This is a genomic window from Pseudomonas fluorescens, assembly GCF_002022275.1.
Lineage (GTDB): Bacteria > Pseudomonadota > Gammaproteobacteria > Pseudomonadales > Pseudomonadaceae > Aquipseudomonas > Aquipseudomonas fluorescens_AJ.
Map to the genome: position 1 here is coordinate 161,361 of NZ_MSDF01000016.1, position 19,784 is coordinate 181,144.

Annotated in this window: 19 protein-coding genes; 5 read left to right on the plus strand and 14 right to left on the minus strand. The window is 60.0% G+C overall.

Features of this window, described 5'->3' with window-relative positions:
* Positions 1-143 precede the first annotated feature (143 nt).
* From tauD to BFW87_RS12825, 7 genes are all read right to left on the minus strand, one after another.
* A complete protein-coding gene (tauD, locus tag BFW87_RS12795; RefSeq protein ID WP_078740170.1) occupies positions 144-980 on the minus strand; it encodes a taurine dioxygenase in 837 nt (278 codons plus the stop codon).
* Positions 981-991: 11 nt separating this feature from the next.
* The gene (tauC, locus tag BFW87_RS12800; RefSeq protein ID WP_078740171.1) at positions 992-1,828 is read right to left on the minus strand and encodes a taurine ABC transporter permease TauC; all 837 of its coding nucleotides are present in this window, start codon (positions 1,826-1,828) and stop codon (positions 992-994) included.
* The gene (tauB, locus tag BFW87_RS12805; protein WP_078740172.1) at positions 1,825-2,604 is read right to left on the minus strand and encodes a taurine ABC transporter ATP-binding subunit; all 780 of its coding nucleotides are present in this window, start codon (positions 2,602-2,604) and stop codon (positions 1,825-1,827) included. Before tauB ends, tauC begins: the two co-directional genes overlap by 4 nt.
* 16 nt (positions 2,605-2,620) lie before the next feature.
* Positions 2,621-3,598 (minus strand): taurine ABC transporter substrate-binding protein, encoded by a 978-nt coding sequence (tauA, locus tag BFW87_RS12810; protein WP_078740173.1) that lies wholly within the window; start codon positions 3,596-3,598, stop codon positions 2,621-2,623.
* 257 nt (positions 3,599-3,855) lie between these two features.
* Positions 3,856-5,439 carry a glutamate--cysteine ligase gene (gene gshA, locus BFW87_RS12815; RefSeq protein ID WP_078740174.1) on the minus strand — a complete coding sequence of 528 codons (1,584 nt, stop codon included), beginning with the start codon at positions 5,437-5,439 and terminating at the stop codon, positions 3,856-3,858.
* Positions 5,440-5,653: 214 nt separating this feature from the next.
* A complete protein-coding gene (locus BFW87_RS12820) occupies positions 5,654-6,037 on the minus strand; it encodes a PaaI family thioesterase (RefSeq protein WP_078740175.1) in 384 nt (127 codons plus the stop codon).
* Positions 6,037-8,367, minus strand: coding sequence for a Tex family protein (locus BFW87_RS12825; RefSeq protein WP_078740176.1), 2,331 nt, complete (start codon positions 8,365-8,367; stop codon positions 6,037-6,039). The genes BFW87_RS12820 and BFW87_RS12825 overlap by 1 nt, the downstream gene beginning before the upstream one ends.
* A gap of 355 nt (positions 8,368-8,722) precedes the next feature.
* Here BFW87_RS12825 and ompR point away from each other — a divergent pair, with 355 nt between their 5' ends.
* Both ompR and BFW87_RS12835 read left to right on the plus strand, forming a co-directional pair.
* The gene (gene ompR, locus BFW87_RS12830; protein ID WP_003187669.1) at positions 8,723-9,463 is read left to right on the plus strand and encodes an osmolarity response regulator transcription factor OmpR; all 741 of its coding nucleotides are present in this window, start codon (positions 8,723-8,725) and stop codon (positions 9,461-9,463) included.
* A 117-nt stretch (positions 9,464-9,580) separates the two neighbouring features.
* Positions 9,581-10,894, plus strand: coding sequence for an ATP-binding protein (locus tag BFW87_RS12835; RefSeq protein WP_078740177.1), 1,314 nt, complete (start codon positions 9,581-9,583; stop codon positions 10,892-10,894).
* Between the two features lie 169 nt (positions 10,895-11,063).
* Here BFW87_RS12835 and rimK read toward each other — a convergent pair whose 3' ends face one another.
* The 3 genes from rimK to rimA are packed head-to-tail and all read right to left on the minus strand — an operon-like array spanning position 11,064 to position 13,241.
* Positions 11,064-11,969, minus strand: a complete 906-nt coding sequence (gene rimK, locus BFW87_RS12840; protein ID WP_003171022.1) for a 30S ribosomal protein S6--L-glutamate ligase — start codon at positions 11,967-11,969, stop codon at positions 11,064-11,066.
* Entirely contained in the window at positions 11,966-12,448 is a 483-nt protein-coding gene (rimB, locus tag BFW87_RS12845; RefSeq protein WP_078740178.1) for a retropepsin-like aspartic endopeptidase RimB, read from the minus strand. Before rimB ends, rimK begins: the two co-directional genes overlap by 4 nt.
* A 13-nt stretch (positions 12,449-12,461) precedes the next feature.
* Positions 12,462-13,241 (minus strand): S6 modification regulatory phosphodiesterase RimA, encoded by a 780-nt coding sequence (gene rimA / locus BFW87_RS12850; protein ID WP_078740179.1) that lies wholly within the window; start codon positions 13,239-13,241, stop codon positions 12,462-12,464.
* Between the two features lie 116 nt (positions 13,242-13,357).
* Here rimA and BFW87_RS12855 point away from each other — a divergent pair, with 116 nt between their 5' ends.
* The gene (locus BFW87_RS12855) at positions 13,358-13,765 is read left to right on the plus strand and encodes an RNA-binding S4 domain-containing protein (RefSeq protein ID WP_078740180.1); all 408 of its coding nucleotides are present in this window, start codon (positions 13,358-13,360) and stop codon (positions 13,763-13,765) included.
* 133 nt (positions 13,766-13,898) lie between these two features.
* Here the strand turns inward: BFW87_RS12855 and BFW87_RS12860 are convergent, their stop codons facing one another.
* A complete protein-coding gene (locus BFW87_RS12860; RefSeq protein ID WP_078740181.1) occupies positions 13,899-14,702 on the minus strand; it encodes a phosphatase PAP2 family protein in 804 nt (267 codons plus the stop codon).
* Positions 14,703-14,806: 104 nt separating this feature from the next.
* On the opposite strand from BFW87_RS12860, the gene hslO reads away from it, so the two are divergent.
* Both hslO and BFW87_RS12870 read left to right on the plus strand, forming a co-directional pair.
* Positions 14,807-15,709 carry an Hsp33 family molecular chaperone HslO gene (gene hslO, locus BFW87_RS12865; protein ID WP_078740182.1) on the plus strand — a complete coding sequence of 301 codons (903 nt, stop codon included), beginning with the start codon at positions 14,807-14,809 and terminating at the stop codon, positions 15,707-15,709.
* Between the two features lie 179 nt (positions 15,710-15,888).
* Positions 15,889-17,430 (plus strand): phosphoenolpyruvate carboxykinase, encoded by a 1,542-nt coding sequence (locus BFW87_RS12870; protein WP_078740183.1) that lies wholly within the window; start codon positions 15,889-15,891, stop codon positions 17,428-17,430.
* 57 nt (positions 17,431-17,487) lie between these two features.
* Here BFW87_RS12870 and BFW87_RS12875 read toward each other — a convergent pair whose 3' ends face one another.
* From BFW87_RS12875 to BFW87_RS12885, 3 genes are all read right to left on the minus strand, one after another.
* Positions 17,488-18,351 carry a DMT family transporter gene (locus BFW87_RS12875; RefSeq protein WP_254865883.1) on the minus strand — a complete coding sequence of 288 codons (864 nt, stop codon included), beginning with the start codon at positions 18,349-18,351 and terminating at the stop codon, positions 17,488-17,490.
* A 162-nt stretch (positions 18,352-18,513) separates the two neighbouring features.
* Positions 18,514-18,870 (minus strand): DUF1493 family protein, encoded by a 357-nt coding sequence (locus BFW87_RS32515; RefSeq protein ID WP_078740548.1) that lies wholly within the window; start codon positions 18,868-18,870, stop codon positions 18,514-18,516.
* A 552-nt stretch (positions 18,871-19,422) separates the two neighbouring features.
* Complete coding sequence (locus tag BFW87_RS12885; protein ID WP_078740185.1) at positions 19,423-19,743, minus strand: hypothetical protein; 321 nt, start codon at positions 19,741-19,743, stop codon at positions 19,423-19,425.
* Positions 19,744-19,784: the final 41 nt, after the last annotated feature.

A 19,784-nucleotide genomic window follows, 5' to 3' on the forward strand; every position in this document is an offset into this window, starting at 1 on the left:
ACTGGGGTAGTACTCGGTCAAGGTGGGAGTCGGGCTTGCCCGCGATGCAGGCAGCTCGGTGTGTCAGTTACACCGCGGTGATGCTATCGCAGGCAAGCCAGCTCCCACACAAGCCAGCTCCCACAGTTGATCTGCGCCAGGCGCTAGACCGGGACGTCACCCAGAATCGTCGCCCGGTGCATCACCCGGCGCTGCGGCCGGTAATCATCCACCGCGTAATGCTGGGTCACGCGGTTGTCCCAGAACGTCACGTCGTTTTCCTGCCAGCGCCAGCGAATGGTGAATTCCGGCCGGGTCGCGTGGGCGAACAGCAGCTTGAGAATCGCCTCGCTTTCGGCCGGTTCCAGCTCGTTGATTTTGGTGGTAAACCCATCACTGACAAACAGCGATTTACGCCCGCTCACCGGATGCGTACGCACCACCGGGTGCGACAGCGGAGGGTTCTTCTTGCGGGTTTCTTCCCAGCGCGCCAGGTCTTCAGCCGTGTTGCCAAAGCGTTCCAGTGGAAAGGACTTGGTGAAGTCATGTGTAGCCGTCAGGCCGTCGAGCAACACCTTCAAAGGCTCGGACAGCGCCTCATACGCCGCAATCCCGCTGGCCCACAAGGTATCGCCGCCAAACGCCGGCAACAGCTTGGCGCTGAGCACCGCGCCGAGGGCCGGAGTGGGCAGGAAGGTCACGTCGGTGTGCCACACGGCGTTGTCACGTACGTCGGTCACGGCGGTGTCGAGGATCAGCACCTCCGGCTGTTCCGGCACATTGGGGTAGATCGGGTGAATGTGCAGGTCACCGAAATTCGCCGCGAACCGCGCTTGTTGCTGCGGGTTGATCGGCTGGTCGCGAAAGAACAGCACCGAGTGTTTGAGCAACGCCTGTTCAATGGCGTCGCGCTCCTCAGTGTTCAACGGTTGGGTGATATCGACGCCACTGATCAGGGCGCCCAAAGCGGTGCTAATTGGCGTAACGGTCAAGCTGCTCATGCTGTTCTCACTCAATGTGCCTGGCCATGCCACGGCACCAGTTTACGCTGCAGGGCGCGCAGGCCCATTTCCATGGCGAAGGCGATCAGGGCGATCACCAGAATCCCCAGTACCACCACGTCGGTGACCAGAAATTGCGCCGCCGACTGCACCATAAAGCCCAGGCCGCTGGTGGCTGCGATCAACTCGGCGGCCACCAGCGTGGACCAGCCCACACCCAAACCGATGCGCACACCCGTGAGGATGTCGGGCAGGGCGCTCGGCAGGATCACATGGCGAATCAGCTGCGCACGGGTCGCACCCAGCGACTGCGCCGCGCGCAATTTGGCCGGGTCGACGGTGCGCACGCCGGTCGCGGTAGCGATGGCGATCGGCGCAAAAATCGCCAGGTAAATCAGCAACACCTTGGACAGTTCGCCGATGCCGCACCAGATCACGATCAGCGGCAGATAGGCCAGCGGTGGAATGGGTCGGTAGAACTCGATCAGCGGGTCGAGAATGCCGCGCGCGATGCGGTTGGAGCCGATGGCAATCCCGACCGGCACGGCCGTCAGCACGGCAAAGCCCAGGCCCAGGCCAATCCGGCTCAGGCTCGCGCCAAGGTGCTGCCAAAGGGTGGAATCCATGTAGCCCGTGGTCGCCAGCAGCCAGCCTTTTTGCAGCACGGCAGACGGCGGTGGCAGGAACAACGGCTCGATCAAACCGGTGGCCGTCACGGCCCACCAGATAGCCAGCAAGGTCAGCAACGTGAGCACGCTGATCCAGCGCGTACTGATACTGCGGCGCACCGGAATCACCGCGTGCGTCACCGGCTTGGCGGCCGTGGCGGGAAGTTCGTAGCTGCTCATGCGGACACCTGCCGTTGCGAGAACACTTTGCCCAGCACGTGTTCGCGGGTTTCGATAAAGCGCGGGTCGGACTTGATCGCCCGTGCCGATTCACCGGCGGCGTAGCGTTGGCCGAAATCCAGGCTCAGGCGTTCGACGATCTGGCCCGGGTTGGGCGCCAACAGGATCAAATCAGTGGCGAGGAACACTGCTTCTTCGATGTCGTGGGTAATCAGGAACACCGGTTTGGCCGTGCGCCGCCACACTTGCAGCAGCAGCTCCTGCATCTGTTCGCGGGTGAAGGCATCAAGGGCGCCGAAAGGTTCGTCCATCAGCAACACACGCGGGTCGGCCGCCAAAGCGCGGGCCAGGCCCACACGCTGTTTCTGGCCACCCGAGAGCTGCCAGATGTGGCGGCTGTCGAAACCGGCGAGGTCCACCAAGGCGAGCATTTCCCGGGCGCGCACTTCACGTTGCGCCTTGGGCACGCCGGCCAATTCCAGGCCGAAACCGACGTTGGCCAGCACGTCCTGCCAGGGCAGCAGGGCGTCGTCCTGGAACACCACGCCACGCTCGGCGCTGGGGCCTTTGACCGGCACGCCATCGAGGGTAATGCGCCCGGCAGAAGGTTCGACAAAACCGGCAATCAGGTTCAACAGCGAAGTCTTGCCACTGCCGGACGGGCCGAGGGCTACCAGCAACTGCTGGGGCCCAAGGTCCAGTGAAATGTCAGACAGTACCGGTGCTGTGGCGCCTGGGTACTGTGCGCTGATGCGCTCCAGCTGTAGCAAGGCCATCGCAATGAACTCCCGATCAGTTAGTGATGAACTTGGCGCTGACAAACGGGGCGTAGTCCGGCAGCACGGCGTCAACCTTGCCTTGTTCCTTGAGGAACGCGGCGGTGTCGGTGACAGCCTTGGTGGTCGGTGCGCCCAGCAGGGTCACTTGGTCAGCGGCCAGTGGGTAAACGTTGCCTTGCAGCAGCAATGGGATGTCACTGGCTTTGGCGCCGGAGAGCTTCACCAGCTTGTCGATATTGGTTTTATCGGCGATCCACGCTTGTGGGTCTTTGCGGTAGGCGGCGTAGGCATCCAGCGTTACTTTGGCGAAAGCGCTGACAATTTCCGGGTGCTTCTCGGCAAAATCCTTACGCACGATCCACGCATCGAAGGTCGGTGCGCCAAATTTGGCGAGTTCGCCGGAGGTGATCAGCACCTTGCCGTTCTCCTTGGCTACGCCCAGCGCCGGGTCCCACACGTAGGTCCCGTCGATATCACCGCGCTTCCAGGCGGCGATAATGGCCGGTGGTGCGAGGTTGAGGATGGTCACTTTCGAGGGGTCGATGTTCCAGTGCTTCAGCGCCGCCAGCAGGCTGTAGTGGCCGGTGGAGACGAAAGGCACGGCGATTTTCTTGCCGATCAGGTCCTGCGGGCTGTTGATCCCCGAACCGTTGCGCACGACTAGCGCTTCTGCACCGCCGATCTGGGTGGCGACGAGGAAGGTTTCTACCGGAACTTTGCGGGTGATCGCGGCGGTCAACGGGCTCGAACCGAGGTAGCCGATTTGCACGTCACCGGACGCGATGGCGGCGATGATGTCGGCGCCATTGTCGAATTTGCGCCAGTCGATCTTGGCGTGGGTGGCTTTTTCATAGGCACCGTCGGCCTGGGCGACTTTGGCCGGGTCCACGGTGGTTTGGTAAGCGATGGTCACATCCGCCGCCTGGGCAAACAAGCTGGCACCGACAAGGGACAATGCGGCCAAGAGGCGCAGAGGGGTAAGCAGTTTCAAAGGGGAAGCTCCTCAATCAGGCGGCCGAGGGTCGGCGTGTGAGGAGACTAAATGATCTAAGAATACGAAAATAAATAACATTTTCGCATTAGCTTATGAGGAGAAAAGTGAAAGCTGATCTTCAGGCTGAGGAGAGCAAATGTGGGAGCTGGCTTGCCTGCGATAGCATCACCGGAGTATCACAGATACACCGAGTTGCTTGCATCGCAGGCAAGCCAGCTCCCACACAAGCCAAGCCCCATAGTGGGCGTCAGGCTTTAGTTACTGATCGCCAGAATGCTCGCCTGGTAAGAACCGACAAACACATCAAAATCACCCACTTCGTTCTGCTCCAGCTCGGCCTGTTGCGCCAGCGATTTGCGCGCCAGTTCTTCAAAGCGCGCCTGCTCCTCGGCCGCCAACGGCTCACGACGGAAGTACTCGGCGTGCACTTCACTTTGATGCAGCGAGAACTGCGCAAAACTCTCTTTGCGCTCGGCCATCGCCGCCAACACTTGTGCTGATGGGGTCAGGGACGAATCCTTGATCTTCGCCAGCTGGGCGTCCAGCGCCTGGCTGTGCTCGTTGATGCCATGGCTTTCATCAAGCAAAGCGGCCAACGGCGCGATCTGCTCCAGCAACTCGGTGGCCCATTCCTTCATGTCCACCGCCTGGCCCTGACGCTGCAACTGCAGGCCTGGGCGGCGTCCTTCCTTGACTACGCTGAGGAAGTTGGAGGTGGCGTTGCCGCATTCGTTGGCGGCAAACAGCGGGCTGTCGTTCAGCGCGCAGTACAGCAGGAAGGCATCAAGGAAGCGCGACTCGGGCAAATCAATGCCCATCGGCAGGAACGGGTTGATGTCCAGGCAACGTACTTCGATGTACTGAATGCCACGGGCCATCAGCGCCTGGATCGGCCGTTCACCGGTGTAGGTCACGCGCTTGGGGCGAATGTTGGAGTAGTACTCGTTTTCGATCTGCAGGATGTTGGTGTTGAGCTGAACCCACTCACCGTCCTTGTGGGTACCGACTTCGACGTACGGTGCGTAGGGCGTTGCCACCGCTTCGCGCAGGCTATCGGTGTAGCTGTCCAGATCGTTGTAGCACGGAGTAAGACCGGCCTGGGCGTTGCTTTGGTAACCCAGGTCGCTCATGCGCAGGCTGGTGGCGTAAGGCAGGTACAGGGTGTCGGCGTCCAGCACTTCAAGCTGGTGCGAACGACCGCGCAGGAAGCCTGCATCCAGGGCCGGCGATGCACCGAACAGGTACATCAGCAACCAGCTGTAGCGGCGAAAGTTGCGGATCAGCGCGATATAGGCGGTGGACTGGTAGTCACGGTCAGTGCCGACGAACCCTTCGGTCTCTTTAAGCAGCGGCCACAGTTCTTCCGGCAACGAGAAGTTGTAGTGAATGCCGGCGATGCACTGCATGGTCTTGCCGTAACGCAGGGCCAGGCCCTTGCGATACACGTACTTGAGCTGCCCGATATTGGACGTGCCGTAGTAGGCAATCGGAATGTCTTCCTCGGCCGGCAACGGGCACGGCATCGAGGGGCTCCACAGGTATTCGCTGCCGAGCTTGGTGTAGGCAAAACGGTGGATCTTGTCCAGGCTGCTCAGGGTGTCGGCCGGGTTGGGCAGGGCCGGAGTGATGAACTCCAGCAGCGATTCCGAGTAGTCGGTGGTGATCAATTCATTGGTCAGCGCAGCGCCCAGGGCTTCAGGGTGCGGCGTTTGCGCCAGGCGACCTTCACCGGTAACGCGCAGGCATTCACGCTCGATGCCGTGCAAGCACTGCTCTAGCAGGGAGAGGTGTTCGCGCTTGCCGAGCAGGGCCAGGCGGCGGTTGAGAAGTTCGCTCAAGTTGGATTCCTTCACGCGTCAGTCGCCCCAATATGGGGGTGGGCAGGACGGTCTACAAGGGTGAAGTTAAAACTGGCGTGATCGCCTGGTTTTGAGTCGATTTGACTCGCTCTGAAAAAGCCGACTTCACTCCTTGAATATGGCTATAGCGCGGCGAGAAAATTCCGACGCTGTTGTGTCAGCGCCGAAATTAACTCAAATCGAGGGCGGGGAGCTATAGGACAGCGAAGGTGCCTTGCGCTTTTGCGACCAGTTTTTCGTCCTGGTACACATCGGCTTCGACCACCAGCGTGCGTCTGCCGGCGTGAATCACCCGGCTGGTGCACAACACATCGCCGTTTTCCACGGCGCGGATGTAGTTGATTTTGCACTCGATGGTCGCGCTCTGGTGGTCGAAACCATGGGAGCTGGAACAGGCGAGCCCCATCGTAATGTCCACCAGGCTGAAAATCGCCCCGCCATGAAGCTTGCCCGCGCGGTTGCGCAGGTGCGGCTCCAGGGTCAGGGCCACCTCGGCAACGCCTTCTTCAAGGCGTTGCAGGCGGCAGCCGATCAGCTCGCTGAACGCGCTCTGGGTCAAACCGGCCGGGATTTCCATCAGCGTTTCTTCAACTGTTTGGCGTTGGCGAACAGCGAGGCCATGGCATTGTTGCTCGGCGCGGCAGCGGTGGTTTCCTTGCGCGGCGCGTCCGAACGGCCCTGCGATTGGCGCGGTGCCGAGCCTGGACGTGCGCCACGGGCGCCGTCGATTTTCTCGCCGGGGGTATCGCTCATGCGCATCGACAGACCCACGCGTTTACGTGGAATGTCGATTTCCATGACCTTGACCTTAACCACGTCACCGGCTTTCACCGCTTCGCGCGGGTCTTTGATGAATTTCTCCGAAAGCGCAGAGATATGCACCAAACCGTCCTGATGCACGCCGATGTCCACAAAGGCGCCGAAGTTGGTCACGTTGGTCACCACGCCTTCGAGAATCATGCCCAGTTGCAAGTCCTTGAGCTCTTCGACGCCTTCCTGGAACTCGGCGGTCTTGAACTCGGGACGCGGGTCGCGGCCCGGTTTTTCCAGCTCTTGCAGGATGTCGGTGATGGTCGGTACACCGAAGGTCTCGTCGGTGTACTTCTTCGGGTCCAGGCGCTTGAGGAACGCGGCGTCGCCGATCAGCGAGCGGATGTCGCGATCGGTCTCGGCGGCAATTCGCTGCACCAGCGGGTAGGCTTCCGGGTGGACAGCGGACGAATCCAGCGGGTTATCGCCGTTCATGACGCGTAGGAAACCGGCGGCCTGTTCGAAGGTTTTTTCGCCCAGGCGTGCGACTTTTTTCAGTGCTGCGCGGGTTTTGAATGCGCCGTTCTCGTCACGGTGGGTGACGATGTTCTGCGCCAGGGTGGTGTTGAGGCCGGAGATGCGGGCCAGCAGCGCCACGGAAGCGGTGTTCACGTCCACGCCCACGGCGTTTACGCAGTCTTCCACCACCGCATCCAGGCCGCGCGCCAGTTTCAGCTGCGACACATCGTGCTGGTACTGGCCGACACCAATGGATTTAGGATCGATCTTCACCAGTTCGGCCAGCGGATCCTGCAAGCGGCGCGCGATGGAGACGGCGCCACGGATCGACACGTCGAGGTCCGGGAATTCCTTGGACGCCAGTTCCGACGCCGAGTACACCGAAGCGCCCGCCTCGGAGACCATGACCTTGGTCATTTTCATGGCTGGGTATTTTTTGATCAGCTCGGCGGCCAGCTTGTCGGTTTCGCGGCTGGCAGTGCCGTTGCCGATGGCGATCAGGTCCACGGCGTGCTTGGCGCACAGGGCGGCCAGGATGGCGAGGGTCTGGTCCCACTTGTTGTGCGGCACGTGCGGGTACACGGTGGCGTGGTCCAGCAGCTTGCCGGTGGCGTCAACCACGGCAACCTTGCAGCCGGTGCGCAGGCCCGGGTCGAGGCCCAGGGTGGCGCGCGGGCCGGCTGGCGCCGACAGCAGCAGGTCGTGCAGGTTGTGGGCAAATACGTTGATCGCCTCGGTTTCGGCGCCGTCACGCAGCTCGCCGAGCAGGTCGGTTTCAAGGTGGGTGTAGAGCTTGACCTTCCAGGTCCAGCGCACCACTTCACCGAGCCACTTGTCCGCAGGACGGTTCTGATTCTGGATGCCGAATTGTTGGCCGATCATGCCTTCACACGGGTGCATGGTGCCCGGCAACTCGTCGCCGACCTTCAGTGCGGAGCTGAGAATGCCTTCGTTGCGGCCACGGAAAATGGCGAGCGCACGGTGGGACGGCATGCTTTTGAGCGGTTCGTCGTGTTCGAAATAGTCGCGGAACTTGGCGCCTTCTTCCTCTTTGCCGGCGATGACGCGGGCGCTGAGGGTGGCTTCCTGCTTGAGGTAAGTCCGCAGTTTTTCCAGGAGGCTGGCGTTTTCGGCGAAGCGCTCCATGAGGATGTACTTGGCGCCTTCGAGGGCAGCCTTGACGTCGGCGACGCCTTTTTCAGCATCGATGAAGCGTGCGGCTTCGGTGTCCGGGGTCAGCGACGGGTCGTTGAACAGGCCGTCGGCCAGCTCGCCAAGGCCGGCTTCCAGGGCGATCTGGCCCTTGGTGCGACGCTTCTGTTTGTACGGCAGGTACAGGTCTTCGAGGCGGGTCTTGGTGTCGGCGAGCTTGATGTCGCGTTCCAGTTGCGGGGTCAGCTTGCCTTGTTCCTCGATGCTGGCGAGGATGCTGATGCGCCGTTCGTCGAGTTCTCGCAGGTAGCGCAGGCGTTCTTCCAGGTGACGCAATTGGATGTCGTCGAGGCTGCCGGTCACTTCTTTACGGTAACGGGCGATGAAGGGCACCGTGGAGCCTTCATCCAGTAGAGCGACGGCCGCTTCGACCTGTTGCGGGCGTACACCGAGTTCCTCGGCGATGCGGCTGTTGATGCTGTCCATAAAACCACCTGAAATTCTGAAAGCAGCTCGCAGGCCCGGAAAACAAGGCCTTGCGAGGCTGGTTGAGCGGCCCGACTGGCGCCGCTGCCTGGGTCAAGAGGCAGCCTATTGACCCTCGAAATCGAAAAAGTCACAGGGAACGGGTGAAAAAAAGCCCTGCGGCGAACGGGAAATATCTGATGTCGCCCTTCGCAAAGGCGCCGCATTATAACCAGCGTTCTGCCCTTCGGGGGACCTCGCCGATGGTTGTAGGGCGCGGGTTGACTGGCACTGGAGGAAAAATCTGCTAACAATGCACACGGTGCGTATAACGGCAGCTACGCCATAATGCGCGCCGAGATAAGAGGAGCATCTAATGAGCAGCACTGCACAAACTGCTGAAGGCGAAAAAATTCTCATCGTTGACGACGATCCGGGGCTGAGCAGCCTGCTGGAGCGTTTCTTCAACTCCAAGGGCTACCGTGCCCGCGCGGTGCCAAACACCGAGCAGATGGACCGCCTGTTGGGGCGCGAAGTGTTCAACCTGGTCGTACTCGACCTGATGTTGCCCGGCGAGGACGGCCTGACGGCCTGCAAACGCCTGCGCGGCGCGAACAACCAGATTCCAATCATCATGCTTACCGCCAAGGGCGATGAGCTGAGCCGAATCAAGGGCCTCGAACTGGGCGCTGATGACTACCTGGCCAAGCCCTTCAACCCTGACGAGCTGATGGCGCGGGTCAAGGCCGTATTGCGCCGCCAGGCCCCAGCGGTTCCTGGTGCGCCGGGCAGCGAAGACGAAAGCGTCACGTTTGGCGACTACGAACTGTCGCTGGCGACCCGCGAGCTCAAGCGTGGCGAAGAAGTGCACATGCTGACCACCGGCGAGTTCGCGGTGCTCAAGGCTTTGGTGATGAACGCTCGTCAACCGTTGACCCGCGACAAGCTGATGAACCTGGCCCGTGGCCGTGAATGGGATGCTCTGGAGCGCTCCATCGACGTGCAGATTTCCCGGCTGCGCCGGATGATCGAGCCGGACCCGTCCAAGCCGCGATACATCCAGACGGTATGGGGCGTGGGTTATGTGTTTGTGCCGGACGGCACCGCTACCAAGTGACCGATGATTTGCAGGGGCGGGCATCCTGGCGTTTGACTCCATGAGGGTCAACGGGATGCCCGGCGTCTGCAATTCTGCGAGCGCCGCTCGTTTCTGCCAGGTGTCCAGCTGTCTCCTATGAAAACCCCGTTGTGGTTCCCGCAAAGTTTTTTCTCTCGCACCCTTTGGCTGGTGCTGATCGTCGTTCTGTTCTCAAAGGCACTGACACTGGTTTATCTGTTGATGAACGAAGACGTGCTGGTGGATCGACAATACAGCCACGGTGTCGCCCTCACGCTGCGCGCCTATTGGGCGGCGGACCCCGAGAACCGCGAGAAGATCGCCAAGGCCGCTACCCTGGTTCGTGTGGCGGGCGCCGGTGTGCCGGAGGGCGAGCAACATTGGCCCTACAGCGAGATCTACCAGCGCCAGATGCAAGCCGAACTGGGTGAAGACACCGAAGTGAGGCTGCGCATGCATGTGTCACCGGCGCTGTGGGTGCGTGCGCCGAGCCTGGGCCAGGATTGGTTGAAAGTGCCGCTGTACCCGCATCCGCTGCGGGGGCAGAAGATCTGGAACGTGCTGGGCTGGTTCCTGGCTATTGGTTTGCTTTCCACCGCATCTGCGTGGATTTTCGTCCGCCAACTCAACCAACCGCTGAAACGCCTGGTGTTTGCCGCCCGCCAACTGGGGCAGGGCCGCAGTGTGCGCTTGCCCGTCAGCGATACACCCAGCGAGATGACCGAGGTGTATGGCGCGTTCAACCAGATGGCGGAGGACGTCGAACAGGCTGGCCGCGAACGCGAGCTGATGCTGGCGGGGGTCTCCCATGATTTGCGCACGCCGTTGACGCGTTTGCGGCTGTCCCTGGAACTGATGGGCAACCATAGCGACCTGACGGATGACATGGTGCGCGACATCGAGGACATGGATGCGATCCTCGACCAGTTCCTGGCGTTTATTCGTGATGGCCGCGACGAAGTGGTTGAAGAGGTCGATCTCACTGACCTGGTGCGTGAAGTGGTCGCCCCCTACAACCAGAATGGCGAGCAGGTGCGTATGCGGCTGGAACCGATCCAGCCGTTTGCGTTGCGTCGGGTGTCGATGAAACGCCTGCTGAACAACCTGATCGGCAACGCCTTGCATCACGCGGGTTCGGATGTGGAGGTAGCGGCTTATGTGTCCGGTGACAGCGCCGCGCCTTATGTGGTGCTGAGCGTGATGGACCGTGGGGCAGGGATCGACCCGGAAGAATTGGAAGGGATCTTCAACCCTTTCACCCGTGGCGACCGCGCCCGGGGTGGCAAGGGCACTGGCCTGGGGCTGGCGATTGTGCGTCGAATTGCCTCGATGCATGGCGGCAACGTTGAGCTGCGCAACCGGGAAGAGGGCGGTCTGGAAGCACGGGTGCGGTTGCCGCTTGGCTTGATGCTGCCCAGAGACGCGGTCTGACAAACACTAAAATTCAACTGTGGGGGCTGGCTTGTGTGGGAGCTGGCTTGCCTGCGATAGCATCAACTCAGTATCACTGATACACCGAGGTGCCTGCATCGCAGGCAAGCCAGCTCCCACACAAGCCAGCTCCCACCTTTGTTTGCGTTGTGCCAAAGGCTGATGTGTATCAGCCCTTGCCCTTGGTCCGGGTCATATTCGGTCCACCATTCTTCTCCAGGTGCTGAATGATGATCCCCGCCACGTCTTTCCCCGTGGTGGTTTCAATCCCCTCCAGGCCCGGCGATGAATTCACCTCCATCACCAGCGGCCCGTGGTTGGAACGCAAGATATCCACACCCGCTACCGCCAGCCCCATCACCTTGGCGGCGCGAAGTGCGGTCATGCGTTCTTCCGGGGTGATCTTGATCAAGCTGGCGCTGCCGCCACGGTGCAGGTTGGAGCGAAACTCCCCCGGCTTGGCCTGGCGTTTCATCGCCGCAATCACTTTGTCACCCACCACGAAGCAGCGGATATCCGCACCGCCGGCTTCCTTGATGTACTCCTGCACCATGATGTTTTGCTTGAGGCCCATGAACGCCTCAATCACCGACTCGGCTGCTGTCGCGGTTTCACACAGCACCACGCCAATGCCTTGAGTGCCTTCCAGCACCTTGATCACCAGCGGCGCGCCGTTAACCATTTCGATCAGGTCGGGAATGTCATCCGGGGAGTGGGCAAAACCGGTCACCGGCAGGCCGATGCCCCGGCGCGATAGCAGTTGCAGCGAGCGCAGCTTGTCGCGCGAGCGTGCAATGGCCACGGATTCATTCAGGGGGAATACCCCCATCATTTCAAACTGGCGCAACACGGCGCAGCCATAAAACGTTACGGACGCGCCGATACGCGGGATCACCGCATCAAAGCCTTCCAACGGCTTGCCGCGGTAGTGGATCTGCGGCTTGTGGCTGGCAATGTTCATGTAGGCACGCAACGTGTCGATCACCACCATTTCATGGCCACGTTCGGTGCCGGCCTCGACCAGGCGGCGGGTGGAATACAGACGCGGGTTTCGCGACAGCACAGCAATCTTCATGCAGCACCTGGGGCAGAAATAGTAGAGACCGGGAACACCGGCTTGTCTTGAACGTACTTGACGCCGGGATTGACCACCAGATGGCCATCAATCAACGCCTTGGAGCCCAGCAACAGGCGGTAACGCATGGCCTTGCGGCAGGCGAGGGTGAATTCCACCCGCCACACCCGATCACCCAACGCCAGGGTGGTGCTGATCACGTAGCGCACCTGCGCATGGCCGTTGGAGCTCTTGATGGTTTTCATCGTCACCAGCGGCGCTTCGCAGCGACGGTGACGCAGTTGCACCACGCTGCCCAGGTGCGCGGTAAAGCGCACCCAGTTTTCACCGTCGCGCTCAAACGGCTCGATATCGGTGGCGTGCAGGCTGGAAGTGCTGGCCCCGGTGTCGATCTTCGCGCGCAGGCCCGCCACTCCCAAGTCGGGAAGTGCCACCCACTCACGCAGACCCACAACGGTCAAATGGTCAAATGTCTTCAATATAGGTAACCGGTTAATTCGCCCAAGCCTGAGGTGTCACCTCAGCCAGGGCTTTGAATGAAGGCTTGGCGAACCAATAGCCCTGCATCAGAAAAATTCCGCAGCCGTGCAGGAAGTCCCGCTCGCCAGCACTCTCGATGCCTTCGGCGATGACAGTAACCCCCAACTGCTCACAGATTGTGACAATCCCCTGGACGATGACCTGGCGGACACGATCCTGATCGACATCGCGAATCAACGCCATATCGAGTTTGATCAAGTCAGGTTGGAAATCGGCCAGCAGGTTCAGCCCCGAATAGCCCGCGCCGAAGTCATCGATCGCGGTTTTGAAACCGAATTCGCGGTATTCACGCAGAATATTCGTCAAATGGCGATTGTTATCTACGTGCTCACTTTCCAGTGTCTCGAAAATCAGCCGATTCACTGGAAAATTATGCGCGCGGGCCGCTTCCAGAGTGCTGCGGATGCACAGTTCCGGGCGGTACACGGCATTGGGCATGAAATTGATCGAAAGATGGGTTTGCATCCCCAGCGCAGCGGCGCCGGCGATTGCCTGGGTGCGACAGCGTTGATCGAGACGGTAGCGATTGTGTTCATTCACTTGATCCAGCACCGACAGCGCGCTTTCGCCGTGCGTACCCCGCACTAAAGCCTCGTGGGCAAAAATCGACTGGTCACGCAGGTCTACGATAGGTTGATAGGCGAAAGCAAAATCGAAGCCCAAGGGCTCGCTTTGCTGGCAGCCCACGCAACGCTGGTCTGGCGAGGTGAGTGAAGTGGGGAAGTCGGTCACAGCGTATCCTCGCGAAAACAGGGTGCTACCTGGCGTATCTTAGGTGAGCTCAGGGGTTTATGCGTCGAAGGGTTTCAACGGTAAAGTTGCGACATTTTTCAGAGCGAGGAATTCAAGTGGCTCAGAAGCAGGAAGAGGAAGAAAAGGTCCGTTTGGACAAGTGGCTGTGGGCGGCGCGTTTCTATAAAACCCGTGCCCTGGCCAAGGCTGCCATCGAGAGCGGCAAGGTGCACCATCGCGGCGAACGCTGCAAGCCGGGCAAGGAACCGCGCGTCGGCGATGAGTTTCAGATTCGTACAGGGTTTGATGAAAAGACCGTCGTGGTGCAGGCCCTTTCCATCGTGCGCCGTGGTGCGCCTGAGGCACAGGCGTTGTACGCCGAGACCGAAGCGAGCATTGCCAAGCGCGAAAACGCAGCGGCAATGCGCAAGGCAGGTGCCACCGGCATGACCACCGACGGCAAACCGAGCAAAAAGCAGCGCCGCGATCTGTTCAAGTTTCGCGGCAGTGGCAATGATGACTGACTGCACAAATCTCTCCTGCAAAGGAGATTAAATGTGGGAGCCGGGCTTGCCCGCGATGCAGGCGGCTCGGTGTATCGGTGATACCGAGGTGATGCTATCGCAGGCAAGCCAGCTCCCACATGATCCTGCTGGGTTAGAGGGCTGTGCGCATGACGCTCAAGCGCCCAACCAGAGGCAGTTTGCCGAGCAACCCAAACACCGGCGCCGTCACCTGCAACAACCCATCCGACACCTTCGCCGCAAACGGCGTGTAATAACCCCAACCCAGCGCCAACAACGCCAGCAATACCCCGCCGATGTAGTCGTCCTGTCCCCAATGCGCACCGGCCACCAATCTCGGCATCATGAATAGCAGCGTCAGCCCCCAGATCACCACTACCTGGCTGACACGCTTGGCAAACACCGTCATGAACATCCCCCAGATCAACAACACCGAGGCATGATCCCCCGGAAAGCTCTGGCTCGAACGGTCTTTCAGCTCCCAGGTTTTCTCCAGTCCCGGGAAATATTCACTCATATGAACCGCCCCACTGATCACCATCGACGGGCTGCTGTGCTGCCAGCCCATCAGCACCGTGAGTTTGGAAAACAGCATGCGGATAAACAGCAGCAACAACAAAATGCCGAAGAACCCGAAAAACGCTTGGCGCACCTGCACCGCCTCAAACACCCAGCCGCCGCGAATCAGCAATGCCAGCAAAATCACCCCAACCACCGCATCGAACGGCCGCAAACTGGCGACTGCCCATACATGCAGCCAGGCAGAGTTGCTCGCCAGCGGGTCATTGAGCAGATGAAACAGCCACTCGTCGAAAACCACACACAGCATCTGGCCCGTGGGCCACAGCCAAAAAAACAGCAGCCCGATTGCGAGTAGATTGCAAAAGGCCCATCGCCCGAGGTTCCACTTGGCTTGGAACAAACCCGGATTGTTCATAAACTGTCCCTCATCACTTTAGAAATCTGCACCAAAATGGTGCTAAAGCGTTTAATTCTATAAAGCTCGTCACCAACTTGTCATCAATTCAGATACCCAGACCTATGACTGATCTACCGGATACCGACTTCACCCAACGCTTCATCTTCGACGAGAACGACGCCCGCGGCGAACTGGTCTCGCTGGAGCGCAGTTACGCCGAAGTCCTCGCCAAGCACCCCTATCCGGAGCCGGTCGCGCAACTGCTCGGTGAGCTGATGGCGGCGGCGGCGTTGCTGGTGGGCACCATGAAATTCGATGGTTTGCTGATCCTGCAGGCGCGTTCCGAAGGGCCGATCCCGATGCTGATGATCGAGTGCTCCAGCGAGCGCGAAATCCGTGGCCTGGCGCGTTACGACGCTGACCTGATCGCGCCGGACGCGACCCTCTCCGACCTGATGGCCAACGGCGTGCTGGCGATCACCGTCGACCCGACTGAAGGCCAGCGTTACCAGGGCATCGTCGACCTCGATGGCGAAACCCTGTCGGACTGCTTCACCAACTATTTCGTAATGTCCCAGCAAGTCGGCACCAAGTTCTGGCTCAACGCCGACGGCAAGCGCGCCCGTGGCCTGCTGTTGCAGCAACTGCCGGCCGACCGCATCAAGGATGATGACGAGCGCACTGACAGCTGGCGCAAGCTGACCGCACTGGCCGGTACCCTGACCGCTGAAGAGCTGCTGGGCCTGGACAACGAAACCATCCTGCACCGCCTCTACCACGAAGAAGCCGTGCGCCTGTTCGACGAACAGGGCCTGCGCTTCCGTTGCAGCTGCTCGCGTGAGCGCTCGGCCAATGCCTTGGTCAGCCTGGGCCTGGAAGACGCGCAGAATTTGGTAGTGGAGCACGGCGGCAATATCGAGATCGACTGCCAGTTCTGCAACCAGCGCTACCTGTTCGACGCCGCTGATGTAGCCCAATTGTTCGCCGGAGCAGGCATCGACACCCCTTCCGACACCCGCCACTAAAACGTTTAAGCACAGGTAAATCACCTGACGAACGCCGGATTAGCGCAGTTCTGACGGGAGGGCCCTACTCTTTTTGGGCTTTTCTGGCATAATCCGGCCCACTTTTTTCGCGGTAGTAGTGCGCAACTTTCTACTACAAAACGTTTGGAGCACTCGGCCATAGGCCGACGGGGAACCTCATGACGCAAGCCAACAACGCCGTATACACCGATCTGAGTGTTGACGATCTGGTTAAAGAAGCCCTGCAGCGTGGTGAAGGCGTGCTCGCCGATACTGGCGCGCTGGTCGTCGAAACCGGTCACCGTACTGGCCGTTCGCCGGTCGACCGTTTCATCGTTGAAGAGCCTTCCACCCAGGACGCAATCGCCTGGGGCCCGATCAACCGCAAGTTCCCGGCCGACAAGTTCGACGCTCTGTGGGCTCGCGTAGAGGCATTCAATAACGCGCAAGAGCACTTCGTTTCCCACGTTCACGTAGGGGCTGCCGAAGACCACTACCTGGCTGTGAAAATGACCACCCAGACTGCCTGGCAGAACCTGTTCGGTCGTTGCCTGTTCATCAACCCGGCCCAGTACAACCCGGCCGGTCGTGATGAGTGGCAGGTGCTCAACGTGGCTAACTTCGAGTGCGTGCCAGAGCGTGACGGCACCAACTCCGACGGTTGCGTGATCCTCAACTTCGCACAGAAAAAAGTGCTGATCGCCGGCATGCGTTATGCCGGTGAGATGAAAAAAGCCATGTTCTCCGTGCAGAACTTCCTGCTGCCGGCGGCCGATGTACTGCCAATGCACTGCGCCGCTAACATCGGCGAAGCCGGCGACGTGACCCTGTTCTTCGGTCTGTCGGGCACTGGCAAAACCACCCTGTCGGCCGACGAAAGCCGTTACCTGATCGGTGACGACGAACACGGCTGGGGCGAAGGCGTGGTGTTCAACATCGAAGGCGGTTGCTATGCCAAGTGCATCGACCTCTCCGAGAAGAACGAGCCGGTCATCTGGAAAGCCATCAAGCACGGCACCGTGCTCGAAAACGTGGTGATCGACGATGCCAAGCACGCCGACTACACCAACGTCAGCCTGACTCAGAACAGCCGCGCCGCGTACCCGCTGGAGCACGTTGCCAAGCGTTCCGAGCAGAACCTGGGTGGCGAGCCAAACGCTGTGATCTTCCTGACCTGCGACCTGACCGGCGTACTGCCGCCTGTCTCGATCCTCAGCGAAGAACAAGCCGCCTACCACTTCCTGTCCGGCTACACCGCTCTGGTGGGTTCGACTGAAATGGGTTCCGGCAGCGGCATCAAGTCGACCTTCTCCACTTGCTTCGGCGCGCCATTCTTCCCACGCCCGGCCGGTGAATACGCCGAGCTGCTGATCAAGCGCGTGCGCGGCTTCGGCTCCAAGGTCTACCTGGTCAACACCGGCTGGACCGGCGGCGGCTACGGCGTCGGCAAACGCTTCAACATCCCGACCACTCGCGGCGTCATCGCAGCGATCCAGAGCGGCGCGTTGATCGGTGCTGAAACCGAACACCTCGACACCATCAACCTCGACGTGCCATTGGCCGTACCGGGCGTGGATACAGGCCTGTTGAACCCACGTAACACCTGGGCCGACAAGGCTGCGTACGATGAAGCAGCGAAGGCGCTGGCCGGTCTGTTCATCGAGAACTTCAAGAAGTTTGAAGTGAGTGATGCGATCAAGGCTGCCGGTCCTAAGTTGTAAGATTCGGTTGTTGTGAAAAAGCCGCCCTTTGGGGGCGGCTTTTTTGTGCGCGAAGGGTTAGTCGGCGATGTGCAAAACCACTGCGCCCACCAACACCAACACGACCCCCAACACTTGCACTGCCGACAACCGTTCCTTGAAAAACACGAAGCCTAAAATCGCTGCAATCCCGCCCGACAATGTACTGATCACCGTCACCACCGAAACAGACCCCGCCATTGCGCCCCACGAAAACGCCGAGAAACCGCCCAGGTTCATCACGCTCGCGCCGGTCAACGTTGCACAGTTTTTCAGTGGCGGTATTTTCAGGCCGTCCTTTATCTTCAGCACCATCACCACCAGCACGCACAGGCCCACCAGATAACCCAGCCACAGCATGGTGATTGGACCCAGGGCGGGCAATGTGTAGCGGCCTTGCAGCCAGAAGCTGGTGCCGTACAGCACTGCGGCGAGCATGGCGTAAGCGATGGACTGCCGCGGGTTGTTGTGGGGAACGCCGTTGTCCTTATGAAGGCTGGAGAGGGACACGCCGATGACACACACTCCGATACAGCCCAGTTGAAGCAAGCTGATGTATTCACCGCTGGCCCACGACAGCAAAGTGGTGACCACGCCGTAGGACGTCACCAGCGGCGCTACGATCGCGGCTTTGCCCAACGCGAAGGCCTTGGACAGCGCGAGGGCGCCGGAGACGGTGAGCAGGGCAGCGGCGATGCCCAGTAGCCAGACGCTCAACGGCGCATCGAGGGATTTGAACAGGAAGGTCGGGAAGATGACCAGCAGCAGGGTCATGATCAAAAAACCGAGGGCTTGGCCGAAATACACCGCACGTTTCACGCCGACGGCGCGGGCATTAAGGCCCACGAGAAAGTCCGTGCCGCCCCAGAGCAGAGCGGCCAGCAGGCCCATTGTTACGTCCATGTACGGTCCTTGTTGTTTTGTGCGCGGCTCGCCAGATTACCGCGAATTCGATGTGGGAGCTGAGCTTGCCCGCGATGCAGGTACCTCGGTGAATCAGTCCTGCCGAGGTGATGTTATCGCAGGCAAGCCAGCTCCCACATTTGGATCTCAGTGTTCTTGGGGTTAGCTTAGGTTTTCCAGCGTCTGCGTATCCCAGCTATGGGTTTTGATCGCCAGATACAGCATGCCAATCGTCAGCGGGACTTTATCACCACGGCCCTTGGCGCGACGCTTCAGAAACACATCAAACACCGGCGGCTTAAAGTAGCGATAAGCATCGTAATCGCCCAGGTCGATCGCAAAATCCTGCTCCAGCGCATCCATAAATTGCTTGGCCTCGGCGCCGTCGCAGCCCAAGTCGAAGTTGAGCGAGGTGTCGAGACGAATGGTTTTGTGTTTCGGCAATCCGATTTCTTCGTGCAGCAATTGCAGAAGCTGCTGCATCACGGGGTCTTCGGGGAAATTGGGGGCCAGGTTCATGGTCGGGGCACGCGGAAGTGGGTGAGGGTTGCGTTGTCTGCGGTATTTGCTGCGGGTGATCAAGAGTGCCAAGCCTATCAAGAATATGAAGACAGGCAATAAAGGCATTCTGAGGATGATTGCCACGTCGGGCAGCAGGCAAGTCATCGTTAGCCCTGTGGCGAGACAGGTGATTGCGATGCGTTGTCTGAACCGGGGGGCTTTGATTTGATAATGCAGCAGCAAATACATCAGTAGAAAAAAGGCGGATTGAAGATACAGGGCCATATGACTAAGTCTCGTCCGTGTAGACATGCATTGAGAGAACACTAGTTTCAGGCAGGCGAAGGTGAAATATGTAGTGGGTAGGGCAGGTGTTTTAAGCAGTTTGGGAAGGGTATGACGCTGTGTTTGACGTTTTCCTACGGGAGTTTCCTGCAATTCAAGGTTGGCCAGGATTTGTGGAAGAAAACCGGGCAAATGTGGGAGCGGGCTTGCCCGCGATGGCAGTCGTTCAGGTACAGAAATACAGCCTGAAAGGACGCCATCGCAGGCAAGCCAGCTCCCACAATTTTAGCTGTGTGGCTGGTTTGGATGTGTTGGGTTATCGACTGCCGGTTGCAGCTGCACGTGCTGCGCAGCTTCCAGCAAGTCGCAGCCATCCTGCACGAGCAAGTACAGGGCATTGATGATGTGGGAGATGTCTTTGAGGTCGGCGTGTTCGTAGGTCAGGCAGGTGAAGGTTTCCAGTAAGTCGGTGGCGGCGCGGATGCGCTGGTGTGCGGCGCACTGGATGTCTTCGGCGGTGGCTTCGGTGTCGATGACGAGCGGGTGGGTGTCGGTGAAGTTGGTGCGTAGAAGGCGATAGCGACGGTTCGTTTCAGGGATCTGCATTTGAAGGTACTCGGTTTGCTGTTAGGTAACCGACACCACCG